At 68.3% G+C, this 16,395-nt stretch carries 21 protein-coding genes; 11 read left to right on the plus strand and 10 right to left on the minus strand.

The genetic code is table 11. The features are described from left to right. Positions 1 to 19: 19 nt before the first annotated feature. Genes G6N45_RS11045 through G6N45_RS11055 form a run of 3 tightly spaced genes read right to left on the minus strand, consistent with a single transcriptional unit; the run spans position 20 to position 2,045 of the window. Positions 20 to 232 carry an exodeoxyribonuclease VII small subunit gene (locus G6N45_RS11045; protein ID WP_057148219.1) on the minus strand — a complete coding sequence of 71 codons (213 nt, stop codon included), beginning with the start codon at positions 230 to 232 and terminating at the stop codon, positions 20 to 22. Next, positions 229 to 1,470, minus strand: a complete 1,242-nt coding sequence (gene xseA / locus G6N45_RS11050; protein ID WP_163722252.1) for an exodeoxyribonuclease VII large subunit — start codon at positions 1,468 to 1,470, stop codon at positions 229 to 231. Before xseA ends, G6N45_RS11045 begins: the two co-directional genes overlap by 4 nt. Further along, positions 1,467 to 2,045: a lipid droplet-associated protein gene (locus G6N45_RS11055; protein ID WP_163722254.1), complete on the minus strand. Its 579-nt coding sequence runs from the start codon at positions 2,043 to 2,045 to the stop codon at positions 1,467 to 1,469. The genes xseA and G6N45_RS11055 overlap by 4 nt, the downstream gene beginning before the upstream one ends. A gap of 53 nt (positions 2,046 to 2,098) precedes the next feature. Here G6N45_RS11055 and G6N45_RS11060 point away from each other — a divergent pair, with 53 nt between their 5' ends. From G6N45_RS11060 to G6N45_RS11075, 4 genes are read left to right on the plus strand one after another with little or no spacing between them, the layout of a single operon-like run. Continuing rightward, on the plus strand, positions 2,099 to 3,112 hold the full coding sequence (locus tag G6N45_RS11060) for a 4-hydroxy-3-methylbut-2-enyl diphosphate reductase (protein WP_057148221.1): 1,014 nt from the start codon (positions 2,099 to 2,101) through the stop codon (positions 3,110 to 3,112). An 18-nt stretch (positions 3,113 to 3,130) separates the two neighbouring features. After that, positions 3,131 to 4,888 (plus strand): penicillin-binding transpeptidase domain-containing protein, encoded by a 1,758-nt coding sequence (locus tag G6N45_RS11065; RefSeq protein WP_163722256.1) that lies wholly within the window; start codon positions 3,131 to 3,133, stop codon positions 4,886 to 4,888. 41 nt (positions 4,889 to 4,929) lie between these two features. Then, a complete protein-coding gene (locus G6N45_RS11070; RefSeq protein ID WP_163722258.1) occupies positions 4,930 to 5,307 on the plus strand; it encodes a YidH family protein in 378 nt (125 codons plus the stop codon). Between the two features lie 4 nt (positions 5,308 to 5,311). Then, complete coding sequence (locus tag G6N45_RS11075; protein WP_163722260.1) at positions 5,312 to 5,959, plus strand: hypothetical protein; 648 nt, start codon at positions 5,312 to 5,314, stop codon at positions 5,957 to 5,959. On the opposite strand, the gene G6N45_RS11080 is transcribed toward G6N45_RS11075, so the two are convergent. Further along, positions 5,956 to 7,077 carry a DUF6542 domain-containing protein gene (locus G6N45_RS11080; RefSeq protein WP_163722261.1) on the minus strand — a complete coding sequence of 374 codons (1,122 nt, stop codon included), beginning with the start codon at positions 7,075 to 7,077 and terminating at the stop codon, positions 5,956 to 5,958. The genes G6N45_RS11075 and G6N45_RS11080 overlap by 4 nt on opposite strands. An 82-nt stretch (positions 7,078 to 7,159) precedes the next feature. On the opposite strand from G6N45_RS11080, the gene ychF reads away from it, so the two are divergent. Next, positions 7,160 to 8,257 carry a redox-regulated ATPase YchF gene (ychF, locus tag G6N45_RS11085; protein WP_163722263.1) on the plus strand — a complete coding sequence of 366 codons (1,098 nt, stop codon included), beginning with the start codon at positions 7,160 to 7,162 and terminating at the stop codon, positions 8,255 to 8,257. 39 nt (positions 8,258 to 8,296) lie between these two features. Continuing rightward, positions 8,297 to 9,070, plus strand: a complete 774-nt coding sequence (locus tag G6N45_RS11090; protein WP_163722265.1) for an alpha/beta fold hydrolase — start codon at positions 8,297 to 8,299, stop codon at positions 9,068 to 9,070. Positions 9,071 to 9,366: 296 nt separating this feature from the next. Here G6N45_RS11090 and G6N45_RS28010 read toward each other — a convergent pair whose 3' ends face one another. Further along, positions 9,367 to 9,606, minus strand: a complete 240-nt coding sequence (locus tag G6N45_RS28010) for a hypothetical protein (protein WP_246229238.1) — start codon at positions 9,604 to 9,606, stop codon at positions 9,367 to 9,369. Here G6N45_RS28010 and G6N45_RS11095 point away from each other — a divergent pair. From G6N45_RS11095 to G6N45_RS11115, 5 genes are all read left to right on the plus strand, one after another. Beyond that, positions 9,577 to 10,098, plus strand: coding sequence for a class I SAM-dependent methyltransferase (locus G6N45_RS11095; protein ID WP_246229064.1), 522 nt, complete (start codon positions 9,577 to 9,579; stop codon positions 10,096 to 10,098). The two genes, G6N45_RS28010 and G6N45_RS11095, sit on opposite strands and share 30 nt — an antisense overlap. A 14-nt stretch (positions 10,099 to 10,112) precedes the next feature. Continuing rightward, positions 10,113 to 10,508: an ester cyclase gene (locus G6N45_RS11100; RefSeq protein ID WP_163722267.1), complete on the plus strand. Its 396-nt coding sequence runs from the start codon at positions 10,113 to 10,115 to the stop codon at positions 10,506 to 10,508. Positions 10,509 to 10,631: 123 nt separating this feature from the next. Continuing rightward, positions 10,632 to 11,771, plus strand: a complete 1,140-nt coding sequence (locus tag G6N45_RS11105) for an MFS transporter (protein ID WP_163722269.1) — start codon at positions 10,632 to 10,634, stop codon at positions 11,769 to 11,771. Between the two features lie 108 nt (positions 11,772 to 11,879). Further along, positions 11,880 to 12,641 carry a bestrophin-like domain gene (locus G6N45_RS11110; protein ID WP_163722271.1) on the plus strand — a complete coding sequence of 254 codons (762 nt, stop codon included), beginning with the start codon at positions 11,880 to 11,882 and terminating at the stop codon, positions 12,639 to 12,641. A 54-nt stretch (positions 12,642 to 12,695) separates the two neighbouring features. Further along, positions 12,696 to 13,442, plus strand: coding sequence for a class I SAM-dependent methyltransferase (locus G6N45_RS11115; RefSeq protein ID WP_163722274.1), 747 nt, complete (start codon positions 12,696 to 12,698; stop codon positions 13,440 to 13,442). Between the two features lie 28 nt (positions 13,443 to 13,470). On the opposite strand, the gene G6N45_RS11120 is transcribed toward G6N45_RS11115, so the two are convergent. The 5 genes from G6N45_RS11120 to G6N45_RS11140 all read right to left on the minus strand — a co-directional run bounded on the left by G6N45_RS11120 (position 13,471) and on the right by G6N45_RS11140 (position 16,326). Then, positions 13,471 to 13,965, minus strand: a complete 495-nt coding sequence (locus G6N45_RS11120; RefSeq protein ID WP_163722276.1) for a nitroreductase/quinone reductase family protein — start codon at positions 13,963 to 13,965, stop codon at positions 13,471 to 13,473. A 23-nt stretch (positions 13,966 to 13,988) separates the two neighbouring features. Further along, positions 13,989 to 14,210, minus strand: a complete 222-nt coding sequence (locus G6N45_RS11125) for a hypothetical protein (RefSeq protein ID WP_163722278.1) — start codon at positions 14,208 to 14,210, stop codon at positions 13,989 to 13,991. A gap of 110 nt (positions 14,211 to 14,320) precedes the next feature. After that, positions 14,321 to 14,701: a hypothetical protein gene (locus G6N45_RS11130; RefSeq protein WP_163722280.1), complete on the minus strand. Its 381-nt coding sequence runs from the start codon at positions 14,699 to 14,701 to the stop codon at positions 14,321 to 14,323. Positions 14,702 to 14,821: 120 nt separating this feature from the next. Continuing rightward, complete coding sequence (locus G6N45_RS11135) at positions 14,822 to 15,739, minus strand: Vgb family protein (RefSeq protein WP_163722282.1); 918 nt, start codon at positions 15,737 to 15,739, stop codon at positions 14,822 to 14,824. Between the two features lie 23 nt (positions 15,740 to 15,762). Further along, on the minus strand, positions 15,763 to 16,326 hold the full coding sequence (locus G6N45_RS11140; RefSeq protein WP_163722285.1) for a hypothetical protein: 564 nt from the start codon (positions 16,324 to 16,326) through the stop codon (positions 15,763 to 15,765). Positions 16,327 to 16,395 lie beyond the last annotated feature (69 nt).

Genomic DNA, 16,395 nt, shown 5'->3' on the forward strand with positions numbered 1-16,395 from the left:
CCGCCGGAATGCCGCCGGCTCAGCCTTCGCCGTCCTCGCCGGCGGCCAGTGCGTCCTCCACGCGCTTGCGGGCTCCAGCTAAATGCGCTTCACAGCATTTAGCCAGCTCCTCGCCGCGTTCCCACAGTTTCAGCGATGCGTCCAGATCGAGGCCGCCATGTTCTAGCTGCTGCACCACCTCGATCAGTTCGTCGCGGGCTTCTTCGTAGCCGAGCTTGTTAATAGGCTTCATTCTTCGTCTCCCACCGCGCCCTCGCTGATGGCTGTGATCGCTCCGTCGGACACCCGCACGCGCAGCCGAGTCCCCACCGGTGCGTCGGCGACGGCGTGCAGCACGTGCGGTGCACCGTCCGCCGGGACCGCCTGCACCACCGCATAGCCGCGCGCCAGCGTCGCCGCCGGACCCAGGGTGGTCAACCGTGCCGCCAGATGGCCCACCCGCTCGGTCTCGGCGGCCAGCAGCCGCGTGATGTCACGACGCGCGGCCCGACGGGCACGGTGGATCTCGTCGGCGCGGGCGGTCATCGCCTCCAGGGGGCGGGCCAGCACCGGCCGGCTGCGCAGCTGGGCCAGCGTGTGCTGCTCGCGGTTGACCCAGTTGCGCAAGGCCCGGGCACTGCGCCGGCGCAGGTCGTTCACCAGCGCCTGTTCGGCGGCGGTGTCGGGCACGATCCGCTTGGCCGCGTCGGTGGGGGTGGCCGCGCGCAGATCGGCGACCAGATCGCAGAGCGGGTTGTCGGGTTCGTGGCCGATCGCGCTGACCACCGGCGTGGTGCAGCGGACGATCTCGCGGCACAGCGTCTCGTCGGAGAACGGCAGCAGATCCTCGACGCTGCCGCCTCCGCGCGCCAGCACGATCACGTCGACGTCGGGGTGAGCGTCCAGCGCGCGCAGCGCCTCGACGATCTGCGGGACCGCGTTGGGCCCCTGGACGACGGTGTTGCGCACTTCGAACCGCACCGCCGGCCAGCGCCCCGAGGCCACCGCCATGATGTCGTGTTCGGCGGCCGACGCACGGCCGGTGATCAGCCCGATGGTGCCCGGCAGGAAGGGGATCGGCCGCTTGAGTCGTGCGTCGAACAGGCCTTCGGCGTCGAGCAGCCTGCGCAGCCGCTCGATGCGGGCCAGCAGTTCCCCGACGCCGACCGCCCGGATGTCGCTGACGCGCAGCGAGAAGGTGCCGCGGCCGGTGTAGAAATTCGGCTTGCCGTAGACGATCACCTGCGTGCCGTCGGTCATCTTCACCGGGGCGTTGGTGACCAGGTCCCGCGGGCAGGTCAGCGACAGCGACATGTCGGCCGCCGGATCACGCAGCGTGATGTAGGCGGTGTTGGAGTTCGGCCGCAGCGTCAGCTGGGCGATCTGACCCTCGACCCACACGGGGCCGAGTTTGTCGATCCAGCCGGCGACGCGGATCGCGACGCCGCGGACGGGAAACGGGTTCTCCGGCGATTGCCCGGGGGTGCTCACTTCGCCGACGCGCGGGTGATCCTGTTGGCCAGCAGCGTCTGGAACGGGGCGCGCGCCTTCGTCGACTCCTCGTAGCTCAGCAGCGCTTCGAGGTCGGAGATCCGCAGCGAGGTGAGCCGGGCGCGCAGCTGGGCCAGCGTCAGGCTCTCGTAGTCGATCTCGGTGACGATCTCCGGGGCGTCCGGCGCCGTCGACGAGGCGGTGGGCGTGGCGGTCGTGTTCGGGCTCTCGGGCTCCTCGCTGAACAGTGCGAAGCGGCCCTCGGTCAGCCGTTCGCCGTCGCGCACCGGCAGCGGGACCACGTCGCCGTCGGTCGGCGGGGCGTCGGCCAGATCCTCGTCGAACGTCGCCCACTCGGCTTGCTCGTCCTTGGGCGGGAAGATCGTCTCGAGGGTCTCGTCGCCTTTGATCACCAGGACCGCGACGTCCTGCTGCACCTTCATGACGATCTGGGCGATCTGACTCGCGAGGGTCATGGGGTACATCAGGATGGTCTGCGGGAGCTTGCGGGTTTCCTCGATGGCGGTCACCGCCGCACCCACAAGCAGACGGACCCCGTACGGTGCAGTTGCCATGGCCACAGCCTACGGCTGGGCGGCGGAGGTGGCGGGTCAGTACCCTGGGACTCATGCCGCCGACTGTCAACATGGGGATCCCGGGCGCCAGCCGATCCGCGCTGGGTACGGCCCCCGGCCAGGACACCGGCAAGCGGGTACTGCTGGCCGAACCCCGGGGATACTGCGCCGGCGTGGACCGCGCCGTGGAAACCGTCGAGCGTGCGCTGGCCAAGCACGGCGCCCCGGTGTACGTGCGTCACGAGATCGTGCACAACCGCTACGTGGTGGACACGCTGACCAAGGCCGGTGCGGTGTTCGTCGAGCAGACCGACGAGGTCCCCGAGGGCGCCATCGTGGTGTTCTCGGCGCACGGCGTCGCGCCCTGGGTGCACACCGAGGCCGCCGAGCGCAACCTGCAGACCATCGACGCCACCTGTCCGCTGGTCACCAAGGTGCACAACGAAGCCAAGAGGTTCGCCCGCGACGACTACGACATCCTGCTCGTCGGCCACGAAGGCCACGAGGAGGTGGTGGGCACCGCCGGTGAGGCGCCCGACCACGTCCAGGTCGTCGACAATCCCGACGCCGTGGACAACGTGACCGTCCGTGATCCGGACAAGGTGGTGTGGCTGTCGCAGACCACGCTGTCCGTCGACGAGACGATGGAGACCGTGCGCCGGCTGCGGGAGAAGTTCCCGACGCTGCAGGATCCGCCCAGCGACGACATCTGCTACGCCACCCAGAACCGCCAGGTAGCGGTGAAGGCGATGGCGCCGGAATGCCAGCTGGTGATCGTTGTCGGTTCCCGCAACTCGTCGAACTCGGTCCGGCTGGTCGAGGTGGCGCTCGGCGCCGGGGCGGACGCGGCGCACCTGGTCGACTACGCCGAGGACATCGATCCGGCGTGGCTGTCCGGCGTGACCACGGTCGGGGTCACATCCGGGGCGTCGGTCCCCGAGATCCTCGTGCGCGGGGTGCTCGACCGGCTGGCCGAATACGGCTACGGCACGGTGCAGCCCGTCACCACCGCCAACGAGACACTCGTGTTCGCGTTGCCCAGGGAGATCCGTCCCGCGCGCACCTAACGGGTACGTTCAGGCTCTGTGCGCCCTCTGCGAAGAGTCACCCTCGTCCTGCTCGTCGCCACCATTCTGCTCGCCGGTTGCAGCGACGCCGGTGACCGCCTGCGCGACACGGTGGCGGCGTTCGCCGATGCGCTCAGCCGCGGCGACGCGGCCGCCGCGGCGGCACTGACCACCGACGAGGCCGCGGCCGGGAAAACCCTCGGGGCGCTGTTCGACAGCCTGGGCAAAGACGTGCACGTCGGCGTGGGCGCGGTCGAGGACACCGACAGTGCCGGCGCCTTCACCCTCGACACATCGTGGAAGTTCGGCCAGGACAACCAGATCCAGTGGACGTACACCGGCAACGGCCGGGCCACCGCTGACGGCGACGACTGGAAGATCCAGTGGGACGCGACGACCGTCGCGCCCGGCCTCGACAAGGGCCCGCTGACGTTCAGCACGCTCGTCGCGCAGCCCGCGGCGCGGGTGCTCGACCGGACCGGCGCCGAACTGCTCACCCAGCATGTCGTGACCCTCGTCGACGTCGCACCCGGCGCCGACGTCAATGCCGTCGCGGCACTGCTCAATCCGATCGCACCCACGATCACGCCCGCATCGCTGAGCGCGGACCTCGCCGCGGGCAAGCCCTTCACCGCCGTCACGCTGCGCGACGACGACCTGGCGCCCATCGAGGCCCAGCTGACCGCGCTGCCGAACGTCACGCTCCGACCGCAGACCAGGCTGCTGGCCACCGACCGGACCCTGACCTCGCCGACGTTGGCGGGCCTGTCCGAGCTGTGGCAGCAGCGGATGGACGCCGCGGCCGGGTGGGCGGTGACCGCGCAGACCGCGGCAGGCGCGCAGCGCGTCGGCGGCGCGGACGCCAAGCCGGTCGGCGACATCTCCAGCACGCTCGACATCGGCATGCAGCGCGCCGCCGAGGACGCGCTGGCGGCTCTGCCCACGCCGGCGGCCCTGGTCGCGATCCAGCCGTCGACGGGCAACCTGCTGACCGTCGCGCAGAACGCTCCCGCGGATGCGCAGGGGCCCATCGCACTGACCGGGCTGTATCCGCCGGGATCCACCTTCAAGACCGTCACGGTGTCGGCGGCTCTGCAGGCCGGCCAGGTGACCCCCGACAGCGTCGTCGCCTGCCCCGGCACCGAGAACATCGAGGGCCGCCAGATCCCCAACGACGACGACTTCGACCTCGGCCAGGTGCCGCTGCACACCGCGTTCGCCCGGTCGTGCAACACCACGATGGGCCGGCTCGCGGTCAACCTGCCGCCCGACGGGTTGACCGAAGCGGCGGCGCAGCTGGGCCTTGGTATCGACTACACCGCGCCTGGCATGACCACCGTGACGGGTTCGGTGCCGGTCGCCGACACCTCCGCGCTGCGCGTGGAGGAAGGCATCGGCCAGGGCAAGGTCACCGCGTCGCCGTTCGGGATGGCGCTGGTGGCCGCGACGCTGGCCCACGGGTCGGTGCCGGCGCCCGCGATCGTCGCCGGTCAACTCGGGGTCGCCGACCGCACGCCCGAACCGCTGCCCGCCGGCGTCGACGATCAGGTCAAGGCCATGATGCGCGAGACCATCACCGGCGGCACCGCGACGCAGTTGCAGGACATCCCGGATCTGCTGGGCAAGACGGGCACGGCCGAGTACATCGACGATCAGCACGCGCACGGCTGGTTCGTCGGGATCCGGGGCGACCTCGCGCTGGCCGTCTTCGTCAGCGACGCAGGCAGTTCGGCACCCGCGGTGGATGCGGCGGGCCGCTTCCTGCGGGCGTTGTAGTCTTCTTCCGGTGCCCGCCGTCACGGGCTCGGGAGATGGTCATGACAAGTCAGCCGCTGGACGCCAACACCCGACTCGCTGCCGAACGGACCCGCCTTGCCTACGAGCGGACGCTGATGGCATGGATCCGGACGGCAACCGGGTTGATCGCCTTCGGGTTCACGATCTACCAGATCTTCCGGTACCTCTCGGCGTCGGAGCGGTTGCGCGCGCCGCTCGTCAGTCCGCAGGTGGTCGGCGTGGTGATGATCGTTGTCGGCCTGCTCTCGCTCGTCCTGGCATGGGTGCAGCACCGCCGGGCGTTAGCGAACCTGCGAGCGGATTTCGGTCCCATGCCCGGCTCATTGGCCGGGGTCCTGGCGGCGCTCATCGCCGGACTCGGGGTGGTCGCGCTTCTCGGTGTCACCTCGAGGCTGTGAACGCATGGCCGGCGACGCGCACGCACGACGGTTACGCCGGCTGACCACCCCCCGCTCGGCCGCGGTCGCCGGCATCGTGTTCGCCGTACTCTTCGCCGCCAGCCTGGTGCTGCTGCGCAGCGTCATTCCCGACGATCCGTTCGCACACATCTCGTGGACGGGCGGCGGCCGAACACGGATCGGGGCGGCGCTGGTGTTGGCGCCGATGGCCGCCATCGCCTTCCTCTGGTTCATCGGGGTCATGCGTGATGCGCTCGGCGACTACGAGGACCGCTTCTTCGCGTCGGTGTTCTTCGGCAGCGGGCTGCTGTTTCTGGCGATGACGGCGGTATCGATGGCCATCGCCGGCGCGATCCTGACGATCGCGCAGGAGGTCGCCACCGACGACCTGATCTACTTCGGCCGGTCGTTGATGCTGCAGATCAGCAACGTCTGGGGTGTTCGGATGGCCGCCGTCTTCATGATCTCGCTGGCCACCATCTTGCTCCGCACCGGCTTGATGCCCCGCTGGACATCGATGCTCACCTATCTTGTCGCCGCGACCTTGATCATCGTCGTCACGTTCAGCCTCTGGGTCACGCTGATCTTCCCGGCATGGGTGGGTGTGGTCAGCGTGATGGTGCTGGTCGCCCGCCCGCGGGGCGCGAGCTAGATGTCGTATTCCCAGCGGTCGGCGTCGACGTCGCGCGGCGCCCGCCTGCGGGTGCGGTACTCCGGCGCCTCGGTGTCGTCGCCGCCGCGGTAGCGCACCCGCGAGATCGGGTGATACGCGCCGGGGGACAGGGGTGCGTGCGGTTCGAGCGGTTCGTAGCCGTCCCGGCCGTCGAAACCGCCGTCATAGCCGTCGTAGCGGGGACGGCGCGCAGGGCGGGGACGCTCGGACCGTTGCCGGTCCCTCTCGCGCCGCTCAGTGGGCGGCACGCGGGGTTCGCGCGGTTCGCGGGACGACGACCGGGTCCGGCGCCGAGCCTCCGGCGACGCGCCGGAGGGTTCGTCGGACGGGCGGGGCCTGCGCCTGCGCGGGCGGTCCAGGTCGACGACCGGCTCGATGATCTCGGTCTGCGGGGGCCGAGCGTGGCGGGAGCGCGAAGGGGCGGCCCGCTTGGCGGGACGATCGCCCCGCGCCTCGGTGGTTCTGGTCTTGGACTTGTCCTTCGCCTTCGCCTTCGCCTTGGCCTTGGCCGCGTCCGCGCGGCGATCAGCAGTGCGGCGGCGCCGCGGTGCCTCGTCGGCGGCCTCGGCGTCTTCGGCGGGTGAACCGCCGGCGACGAGCGTCGAGAGTTTGGCGGCCATCCGGCCGCGGGACGGGCGTTCGGTCGCAGCGGCGCTGGTGCCCGGGGAGGCGCCCAGGTAGCGGCGGGCGATGCCGATCACCAGCACGGCCGCCGAGGTGAAGAACATCAACGGGAAGCGCTCGATCAGCGGATAGCCGCAGTTGATCAGGACGTCCTTGATGCCGCGGATCTCACTGCTGTGCATCAGGAAGTACGCGCCGGGGACGATGACGAACAGCAGCAGCGGCGGCTGGATGACCGCGGTGAACAGTCCGGCGCGCCGCACGGCCAGCACCGCGATGAGGCAGCCCATGACGTAGAACACAGAGAACACGGATGTCAGCGCGCCGCTGCCCGATCCGGCGTCGACGGCGAAGCCGATCGCGCAGCTGACGACTGCGATCAGAACCGCACCCCACCAGGGAACTCCCGGGATGTTGGGATGTGCGGAGCGGAGTTCGGCCGGTATCGCCGAGCGCGCACGCTGTCCTGACACACGTCGACCGTACCGGCTGGGGCACCCTCACGCCGCCAGCGGACGGGGGCGTGCCGACCACATCTGGCAGACTGTGGACTCCGTGGGCCTGAATCTGGGAATCGTCGGACTGCCGAATGTGGGCAAGTCGACCTTGTTCAACGCGCTGACGCGCAACGACGTGCTGGCCGCCAACTACCCGTTCGCAACGATCGAACCGAACGAGGGCGTGGTGGCGCTCCCGGATCCGCGCCTCGACAAGCTGGCAGAGATGTTCGGTTCGGAGAAGACCGTGCCGGCGCCGGTGACATTCGTCGACATCGCCGGCATCGTCAAGGGCGCTTCGGAGGGGGCCGGGCTGGGCAACAAGTTCCTTGCCAACATCCGCGAGAGCGACGCGATCTGTCAGGTGGTGCGCGTCTTCGCCGACGACGACGTGGTGCACGTCGACGGGCGGGTGGATCCGAAGTCCGACATCGAGATCATCGAGACCGAGCTGATCCTCGCCGACATGCAGACCCTCGAGCGCGCGCTGCCCCGGCTGGAGAAGGAGGCCCGCACCCACAAGGACCGCAGGCCGGTCCACGAGGCGGCGGTCGCGGCGCAGGAGGTCCTCGACAGCGGAAAGACGTTGTTCTCGGCGGGTGTCGACGTGTCGTTGCTTCGCGAACTGAACCTGATGACCTCCAAGCCTTTTCTGTACGTGTTCAACGCCGACGAGTCGGTGCTCACCGATGCAGCCCGCGTCGCGGAGCTGCGCGAGCTGGTGGCGCCCGCCGACGCGGTGTTCCTGGACGCGAAGATCGAGGCCGAGCTGCAGGAGCTCGACGAGGAGTCGGCGGCCGAACTGCTGGAGTCGATCGGGCAGACCGAGCGTGGCCTGGATGCCTTGGCGCGCGCGGGTTTTCACACGCTGAAGTTGCAGACGTACCTCACCGCCGGGCCGAAAGAGGCACGGGCGTGGACGATTCACCAGGGCGACACCGCGCCGAAGGCGGCCGGGGTCATCCACTCCGACTTCGAGAAGGGCTTCATCAAGGCCGAGATCGTGTCCTTCGACGACCTGATGGAGGCCGGCTCGATGGCCGCGGCGAAGGCGGCCGGCAAGGTTCGCATGGAGGGCAAGGACTACGTGATGGCCGACGGCGACGTGGTGGAGTTCCGCTTCGGAACAACGTCTACATCGAAGAGCAAGGCATAGAAGCCCACCGGCACAAGAGCGTCGGTGGGATAATGGCGCATGGCCTACGACAAGTCGGCGCTTGTCCTTCTGCATGGAATTGCAATGTCCGGCAACGCTTGGCGCGACGTCGTTCCTCTTGTGCGGGACTATCACGAAACATATGTACCGACCGCGGCTGGCCACCGTGGCGGTCCATCGGTGCGCCGCCGCCCCGCAACCATGACCGACATCGTTGATGCGGCCGAGCGGTACCTGGACGAATGTGACCTGGACCGCCCCCATCTCGCAGGAAACTCGATGGGCGGATTTGTGGCCATCGAGTTGGCCCGGCGCGGTCGTGCAGCGACCGTATGCGCGTTCTCTCCGGGCGGCCTCTGGACGTCCGGCGACGGTTTCCAGCAGCGAGCGTTCGGCAGACTGCAACGCGGCATAGCGCTCGGTCGCCGCACACGTCCGCTGCTTCCCTTTCTTTACCGGTCGCCGGTGGTGCGCCGACTCGTCTTGCGCGATGTGGCTCATCGCGGGGACCGCATCACGGCACACCGAGCGATCGAGTTCATCGACGATGGGATTGGATGCACCGTTCTCGCGGATCTCTGTAGCGCGGAGTGGCAAGTCGCACTAATCGATCCACTGCCATGCCCAATCACCATCGCATGGGGTGGCAAGGAGCGGCTATTACCTACCGCGGCACACGGCACGATACGACCCTTGCCGCAAGCAAACATTGTGACTCTCCCGAACGTGGGCCATGTCCCCATGGTCGACGATCCTGGCTTGGTGGCTCGCACAATTCTCACCACTACCGGAGCACTTACGGTTGACGATTAGTCGCGACGTGGTGGAGTTCCGCTTCAACGTCTGAGAGGTCGGGAGCCGATCACAATGTCAGGCTGAGAGGCTTGCGACGCACATATATCCATCGCGGAGCTGTCAGCCTGACATCGCGTATTGCATTCGGTCAGAAAGCGGCAGCCGTTGATGGGCACCTCGTACGCCGCAGACGTTTATCAACCGCGGAACGTGGTGGAGTTCCGCTTCAACGTCTGAGCGGCGTTTCGATTCAACATGGGCAACTAGGCATCGCGTGGCACCGCGATTCGGCGACACGGGTTACCGCAGCTGGTCTAATGATCGCCATGCCGCTCGTTGAACGTGCGCTTGCCGCGCTGGCCCGCCAGCTCGGTGAACCAACCGGGTTCGCAGGCCGGGTTGTCGGACGGCTGCTCAACCGTGGCAATCGGTCGGTTGTCCTCGCTGCGGTCGCCGCCACGGATTGCGGACCTGCCGCAGAAGTCGCCGACATCGGATTCGGAGGAGGCGTCGGACTCGACATTCTGCTCGATCGCGATGTCGCAGTTGTCCACGGCGTCGAGATGTCGGAGACGATGCTCACTGAAGCGAAGCGCCGGTTCTCTGACCCCATTGCTCGCGGGCGCTTACGTCTGTATTCCGGCCGGATGGAAAGTCTGCCCCTCGAAGATTCCGCACTGGACGCGATCATCTCGACGAACACGATCTATTTCGTGCCGGACCTCGCCGCAGCGATGAGTGAGCTCGTGAGAGTGCTGCGGCCTGGCGGGCGACTGGTACTCGGGGTTGGTGATCCGGGTCGGATGTCCAGAATGCCCTTCACTCGCCAAGGATCCGGTTGCGCCCCATCGACGAACTCATGCCGGTCATCCGCGAGGCAGGATTCGGTGAGATCGAGGACAGGCGCGTCGGCGATGGCCAAGGGGCGTTCCATCTTCTGGTGTGCGATTTGCCGGGCTGACGTGGCGGCTGGCGACTGCACCCTGGCGCAGCGACGAGATGTTCATCGGAGACGTAGCGTGGTCGAGATCGGCGTCAACGTCTGAGCAGCAGGAGACCGATGAACAACGAGCTACTTCCGGTTTATCGCGACTACCTGGCCTGCCTCAACGAACGGCGATGGGACGACCTCGGACGGTTCGTCGCAGAGGATGTCGTCTACAACCGGAAGCCGATAGGTCTCAGCGGCTATCGGGCGATGTTGGAGGCCGACGTCGCAGTGACACCGGACCTTGAGTTCGTTCCGGAGATCCTGCTCGCCGACGACCGCGTGGTGTCGTGCAGGCTGTTCTTTCGGTGCACTCCACAGCAGGCGCTTCTGGGTATCGAGCCGACAGGTCGACGAGTCTCGTTTCCGGAGCACGTCTTCTACGCCTTCGCCGATCGGCGGATCGTCGAAGTGTGGTCGGTGATCGACAAGGAGACGATTCGCGAGCAGTTATCCGAGGAGTTGTAGAACCGACGGCGACGTGGTCGAGTTCCGTACGACGCTGTGAAGTCAGAACTGAGGGCATCGCGGCGTCGGTTTCGCTGAGACACGTAGCAGATCCATTGCACGCCAGAACACAAGAGGGCCCAGATGTCGCTGTCCGCGGGTAGCCGGATCGGTATCGCCGGTGCGGCAGTGGTCGGCGTCGCTTTCGGCATGGCCCGCTACGCCTACGGTGTGACGCTGCCCGATATCCGTCAGGAACTGCACTTGTCGGAGCCGGTGCTCGGCCTGATCGCCAGTGCCACGTTCAGCGGTTACCTGGCCGCCCTGCTGCTCGTGGGGCCATTGACCGCGCGACGCGGCTCGCGGGCGCCGACAACCGTGGGCGGGGTCTGCGGCGCTCTGGGGGCGATCATCGTGGCGATGGCGCATGCACCGTGGATTCTTGCCGCCGGTGCCGTCTTGGCCGGAAGTGCGGGCGGCTGGGTCTGGGCGCCCTACTCCGACATTGTGACGAAAATCGTTGCCCGTCAACAGCAGCCGAGGGCGCTGGCGATGATCACCACCGGCACCGGCGGCGGCCTCGTCGTTCTGGGCGGTTTGTCCGCCCTGGCCGTGTTGGGGTCCTGGCGGCTGATCTGGGTCGGTGTCGCCCTCGCCGCTGTGATCGCCGCCGTGGTGAACCTCCGCCTCGTGCCCCGGACGATCCCGCATGCGCGCTCCGACGGCCAGCGTGGTGCCCTCTGGGTGGCCAGAGCGCTTCCCGTCCCGGCCTGTTACTCGGTCGTCTATTTCGGGGTCATCGTCGTCTACTTCACCTACGCCGCGGACGTCCTGGGCAGCGGCAGCGTGCCTGCGGCTGCAGTCCCGGCGCTCTACGCCGCCGTGGGTATCAGCGGCCTGGTGGCCGTGGCGACAGGGGCGATGGCGAAGCGAGCGGGCAGCATGCGGCTTGCCGGATTGTGTCTTGTTGCGGTCGGTGTCGCATTGGCGCTCCTCGGACTCGCCGGCGACTCTCTGGGCGCGACGGCGGTCTCGGCGTGCATCTTCGGCGTGGGGTACATGACCGGATCGGCGGTGCTCGCAGTCTGGACCGCCGAGTTGGTTCCCGCTCGCGCGGGCGCGGCGTTCACGGGCTGCCTGATCGTGGGGGCAGTCAGCTCAGCCGTTGCGCCGGCCCTCGCGGGTGCAGCGCTCCCGAGTGTGGGGTTGGGCCCGTTGCTCGTGCTGACCGCCGCGGTGTCGCTGTTCAGCGGGGTGGCTCTTGTTCTGCGTGGACGGCGATAGGGCCCGAGCTCACCGATCGTCGATATGAGCGGGGCGCCGGGCAGTACGTTGAACACGGCCAACCGCGGGCGCGCTTCGACGTTCTCGCGGTGGAGAGCGAGGGGCGCGATGAAAGACGTTCTGATCGGCATCGCCGTCTTCGCGATCATTTTCGGCGGCGCAATGGTGGGCATGTTCCTCGGGAAGGTGCTTCCGGATCCACATCTGAGCGCTGAGTCACGCGACGCCATCCGGACCGTCATGGCAACGCTCGGGACGCTCTCGGCGGTGGTGCTCGGCCTGCTCACCGGCTCCTCCATCAGCTCGCTCGCCGAGAAGGAGGGCGAATTGCGAAGCGCAGGTGTGCAATTCATCATGCTCGATCGCACCCTGGCCGAGTACGGGCCCGAGACCGCCCCTATCCGGGCGTTGGCCAAAGATCAGCTCGCACAACGAATAGGCCAGATCTGGCCCGAGGAAGGCGGTGCGGTGTCGCTGACCGCGCTCGGCAGCGGGGCAGGCATCATTCTGGTTCAGCAGAAACTCTTCGAATTGTCCCCGCAGACCGAACGGCAGCGGTGGCTGCGGTCCAACGCAATAGAGAACACCAACACGATTGCGCAGTCGCGGTGGACCACCGTCGAACAGATCGGAAGCCGATTCCCCTGGGCCTTCTTCGTCGTCGTCGTGTCGTGGCTGGCGTTGATCTTCGCCAGTTTCGGTTTGTTCGCACCGCGGAACGCCAGCGTGATCGCGGCGCTGCTGGTCGCCGCGATCGCACTGGCCGGACCGATCTTCATGATGCTCGAAACGGATCAGCCGTACGGCGGGCTGGTCAAGATTCCCAGCACCTCCCTGCGTGTTGCGTTGGATCAGATGGGTCGCTCCTGAGCCCTCTGATGCTGAACTGGCCGCATGACGCGGCTGTCGGCGTAGAATTTTCCGGTGAGTTTTGTCGTATCGCCCAAGGCTTATGCCCGTTTCATGGGCCGGTACGCCGAGCCGCTCGCGGAGGTCTTCGTGGCGTTCGCCCGGGTCGGCGCGCGCGACCAGGTGCTCGACGTGGGCTGCGGGCCAGGCGCGTTGACGGCACAGTTGCTGTCGGTCGGAGCCGAAGTCGCGGCGATCGATCCGTCACCACCGTTCATCGACGCAATGCGTACGCGCTTTGCAGACACTGACGCGCGTCTCGGTACTGCGGAGGAGTTGCCTTATGAGACTGCGTCCTTCGACGCTGCTCTGGCGCAATTGGTGGTCCATTTCATGACGGATCCGGTGGTTGCCCTCAGACAGATGGCGCGGGTGACTCGGCCTGGCGGTGTCATTGCAGCGTGCGTGTGGGACGGCCCGACCGGCGCATTGGCGCCGTTTTGGGATGCGGTTCACGTGATCGACCCTGGCGCGCAGGACGAAGCGCTCCTCTCGGGGGCGCACCGAGGTCACCTGACTGAGCTTTTCGATGCTGCCGGCCTGCGTGACGTGGACGAAGTTCCCATCGCGGCCGAGGTCGTGCACCCGACGTTCGAGGAGTGGTGGGAGCCCTACACGTACGGAGTGGGTCCCGCCGGCGATTACGTCCAGAGACTCGGTGACGACCGCCGCGCGCTTCTCGAAACCGTGGCCCGCGACCGTCTGGGCAGCGGGCCGTTCACCGTTATCGCCACCGCATGGGCCGTCCGCGGGACCGTATGACGGCGCCACCGCGCCACGTGGAGACCAGTCAGCGGGGAGTCAGCCGCATGATCGGGATCTGCCGACCGGTCGAGGACGTCTTCTCGCGGTAGTCGTCGTAGCCGGGGTAGACCTTCTCGGCCAGCGCGAAGAGGCGAGCGTACTCGTCCGGGTCCGTGACCTCGGTGGCCGTGAACGGCTCGTCGCCGAACTCGCACTCCGGATGCACGGTCAGGTTGAAATACCACGACGGATGCCGGCGCTTCCCGTAGTTCGACGCGATCAGGATCACGTCGGATCCGTCGTGGAAGTACGTCAACTGGGTCTGGCGCCGCTGCCCCGACTTCGCCCCTGTCGACACCAGCGGCGCGTTGATGATCGGGCCCATGTTGACCCGGCCACCGGTCAGCCGGAACAGATACGGGTCGGTGCGGCGGGCGACGTGGCGGGCTACGAACTGACCGACAGTCGACCGGCCGAAGCGCACACCGCGCTGGTAGGAGCGGCCGCGATTGCGGTGGGGGTCGACATAGCGAAGCGGCATACCGGCAAGCTACCCGAGCCCGCTCAGCGGTAACCGCGCCGGCGAGCGCCACCGACCCGACGGTGCGCGGAGCGTTGCAGCTGGCTGGCCGCCACCAACGCCACCAGCGTGACCGTCTGGCGGGCCAGCGCCGGGCGCCGCATGCGCTGCTGCCAGGTCGGCGTCCGCCTGGTGGCACGACGGCCCAGCAGGTACCCCAGCAGCCCGGACGCCGCCATCAGCGAGATCACCACGACGGCCGCCATGATCATCGAGCCTGCCCGACGGCGGTCGCGGTCCGGTCACGAACGAGCCACACCTGAACGGCCGATGGCCGCCCGGATCTCTCCGGACGGCCATCGACATGCGTTCGAGCTCAGGCGGCGTACCCGATGAACAATCCGTTCCACCAGATGCCCCACGAGTTGCTGCCGGGGTTCCACACCAGCGGCTGCGGATCGCGGATGCCGAGGTCGAGCCAGTTCCACGGCCGCCACACCGCCGGCAGGCCGACGCGCACCGGGTCGCCCCAATGGCCGGGCGGAACACCGGTCAGGCCGAGGACCGGCACGTTGCCGTTCTTGACCTGTCCGGGCGGGCCGAACGGGTTGTGCCCCGGCGGGTCGCCGGGCACCCAGATGTCATCGCCGCCGTGCCCGGGCTTCGCCTGGGCGATTCCGGCGCCGACGCCGACAATGGCCGATCCCAGTGCTGCGGCAGCCACCGCACCTGCTGCGATTCTCTTGAACTGAGTCATGAACTCCTCCTCAGAGTCGCTGTTCAACGCGCCGGTCGCCGCGAATACGTGGCTCCGGCCGGCAACGACCCCCCGCACCGGTTCTCAGAGTAACCACAGATTGAAGCGACCAAACGCTCCCTAGGGTCTAGCGCTCAGCGCCCCGATGCTGTTACCGGCCTTGTTGGTGAACCACATCACAGCGGGATCGGGGCCTGGCTTGATGTCGAACGGTCCGTCGACGTCGGGCGGTGCGCCGAGGAACTCCCACGACCCCGTTCCCGGTCGGTGACCGACGATGGTGTTGGCCGCAGAGTCGACGAACCACACCCGACCGTCCACGCCGCTGCAGACGCCATCGGGTTCCCGCAGCCGGTCCTCGATCGTGTGTCGCAGGGTGGCCGCAGGATCGCGAGGATCGAAGCACAGCAGCCCGGCCGGCTCCCGGGTGGTCAGCCACAGCAGGCCGTCAGGGGTCTGCGCCCACGCTCGCGGGAGCGCGGGAAGTGCGTCGATGGTCGTCACCGTGCCGGTGGCCACGTCGAGGGTGCCGAGGGTGCCCGCCGCCGAGTTCACCCACCACACCTGCCCGTCCCGTGTGACGAACAGTGCCGCGGGGGCGGCGATCCGGGGATCGGTGACGATGCGCAGCGATGCGGTGGGATCGGCTGCGCGGGGATCGAGCGAGCCGATGGCGTCGATGCCGCGCAGGCTGAACCACATCCGCCCGTCGGGGCCTGTCTTGAGCGCGACGGGGCGGCTGCCGTCGGGCAGCGCGTACATGCTGATCGTCGAAGCCGGGTCCGCCGCGCCCGGGTCGATCGCCCCGAGGGCGTCCGAACCGAGGCTGGTGAACCAGACCCTACCGTCGGGACCGGGAAAGATGTTGGCGGGAAAGCGGATTGCGCCGGGCGACGCGGCGAAGAACTGCACCGTCCCGTCGCGCACCTGGCCCGCGCGATCGTCGCCGATGTTGGTGAACCAGACGTCCCCGTCGGCGGCGATGATGCCCGACGGCGCATTGAGATCGGGGTGGCGGAGGGCGGTGATCGACGGCACGGTGGAAGGCTACGACGTCCGGCTCACCCTGCGCGGTACTCCACGACCGGGTCGCGGCTCTGCAGGGCCTCCCCGGAGATCACGACCAGTTCGGTGGGGGACAGCCGGTAGGTGGTGCCGTCGTTGCGGGCCTCGAACCCGGCCGGTATCGGTCGCACGTCGTCGAGTCGTAACGACGCGCCGTCCTGCAGCCGGACGCCGCGGTAGGTGTAGTCGCCTGCGCCCGCCTGGCACACCACGATCACCGAGCGCTCGGTGCGGGCGACGACGACGGCGCGTTCCGTGGTGTCGCAGCGCGCCGGCGAGCCGACGAAGCCCTGGCTGTCCGTCGCCGGTGCGACGGCCTGCGGACGTTGTGGCGCGGGCTTGGGCTTGGGGGCGGTGGTCACCCACTGCGACACCGTGTTCGGTTGTGCGGGGACCGACTGCACCTCGGTCGGAGCGGACGTTCGTGACTGGAACAGGGCGAAGACGATGACGAGGGTGCCGACGGAGGCGACCACGATGGACAGCGCCGACAGTCGGGATCTCGGTGTCGGCCCGGTCGGCGGGTCGTGGGCAGGGGCGTCGGCGGTGACGGTCGGCATGCCTGCGCTCCCTCGTTGCACGTGTGCTCGACACCAGCAAAGCACTGCAGGGGCCGGAAACCCGGTATC

The sequence above is a fragment of the Mycolicibacterium psychrotolerans genome (assembly GCF_010729305.1).
GTDB lineage: Bacteria > Actinomycetota > Actinomycetes > Mycobacteriales > Mycobacteriaceae > Mycobacterium > Mycobacterium psychrotolerans.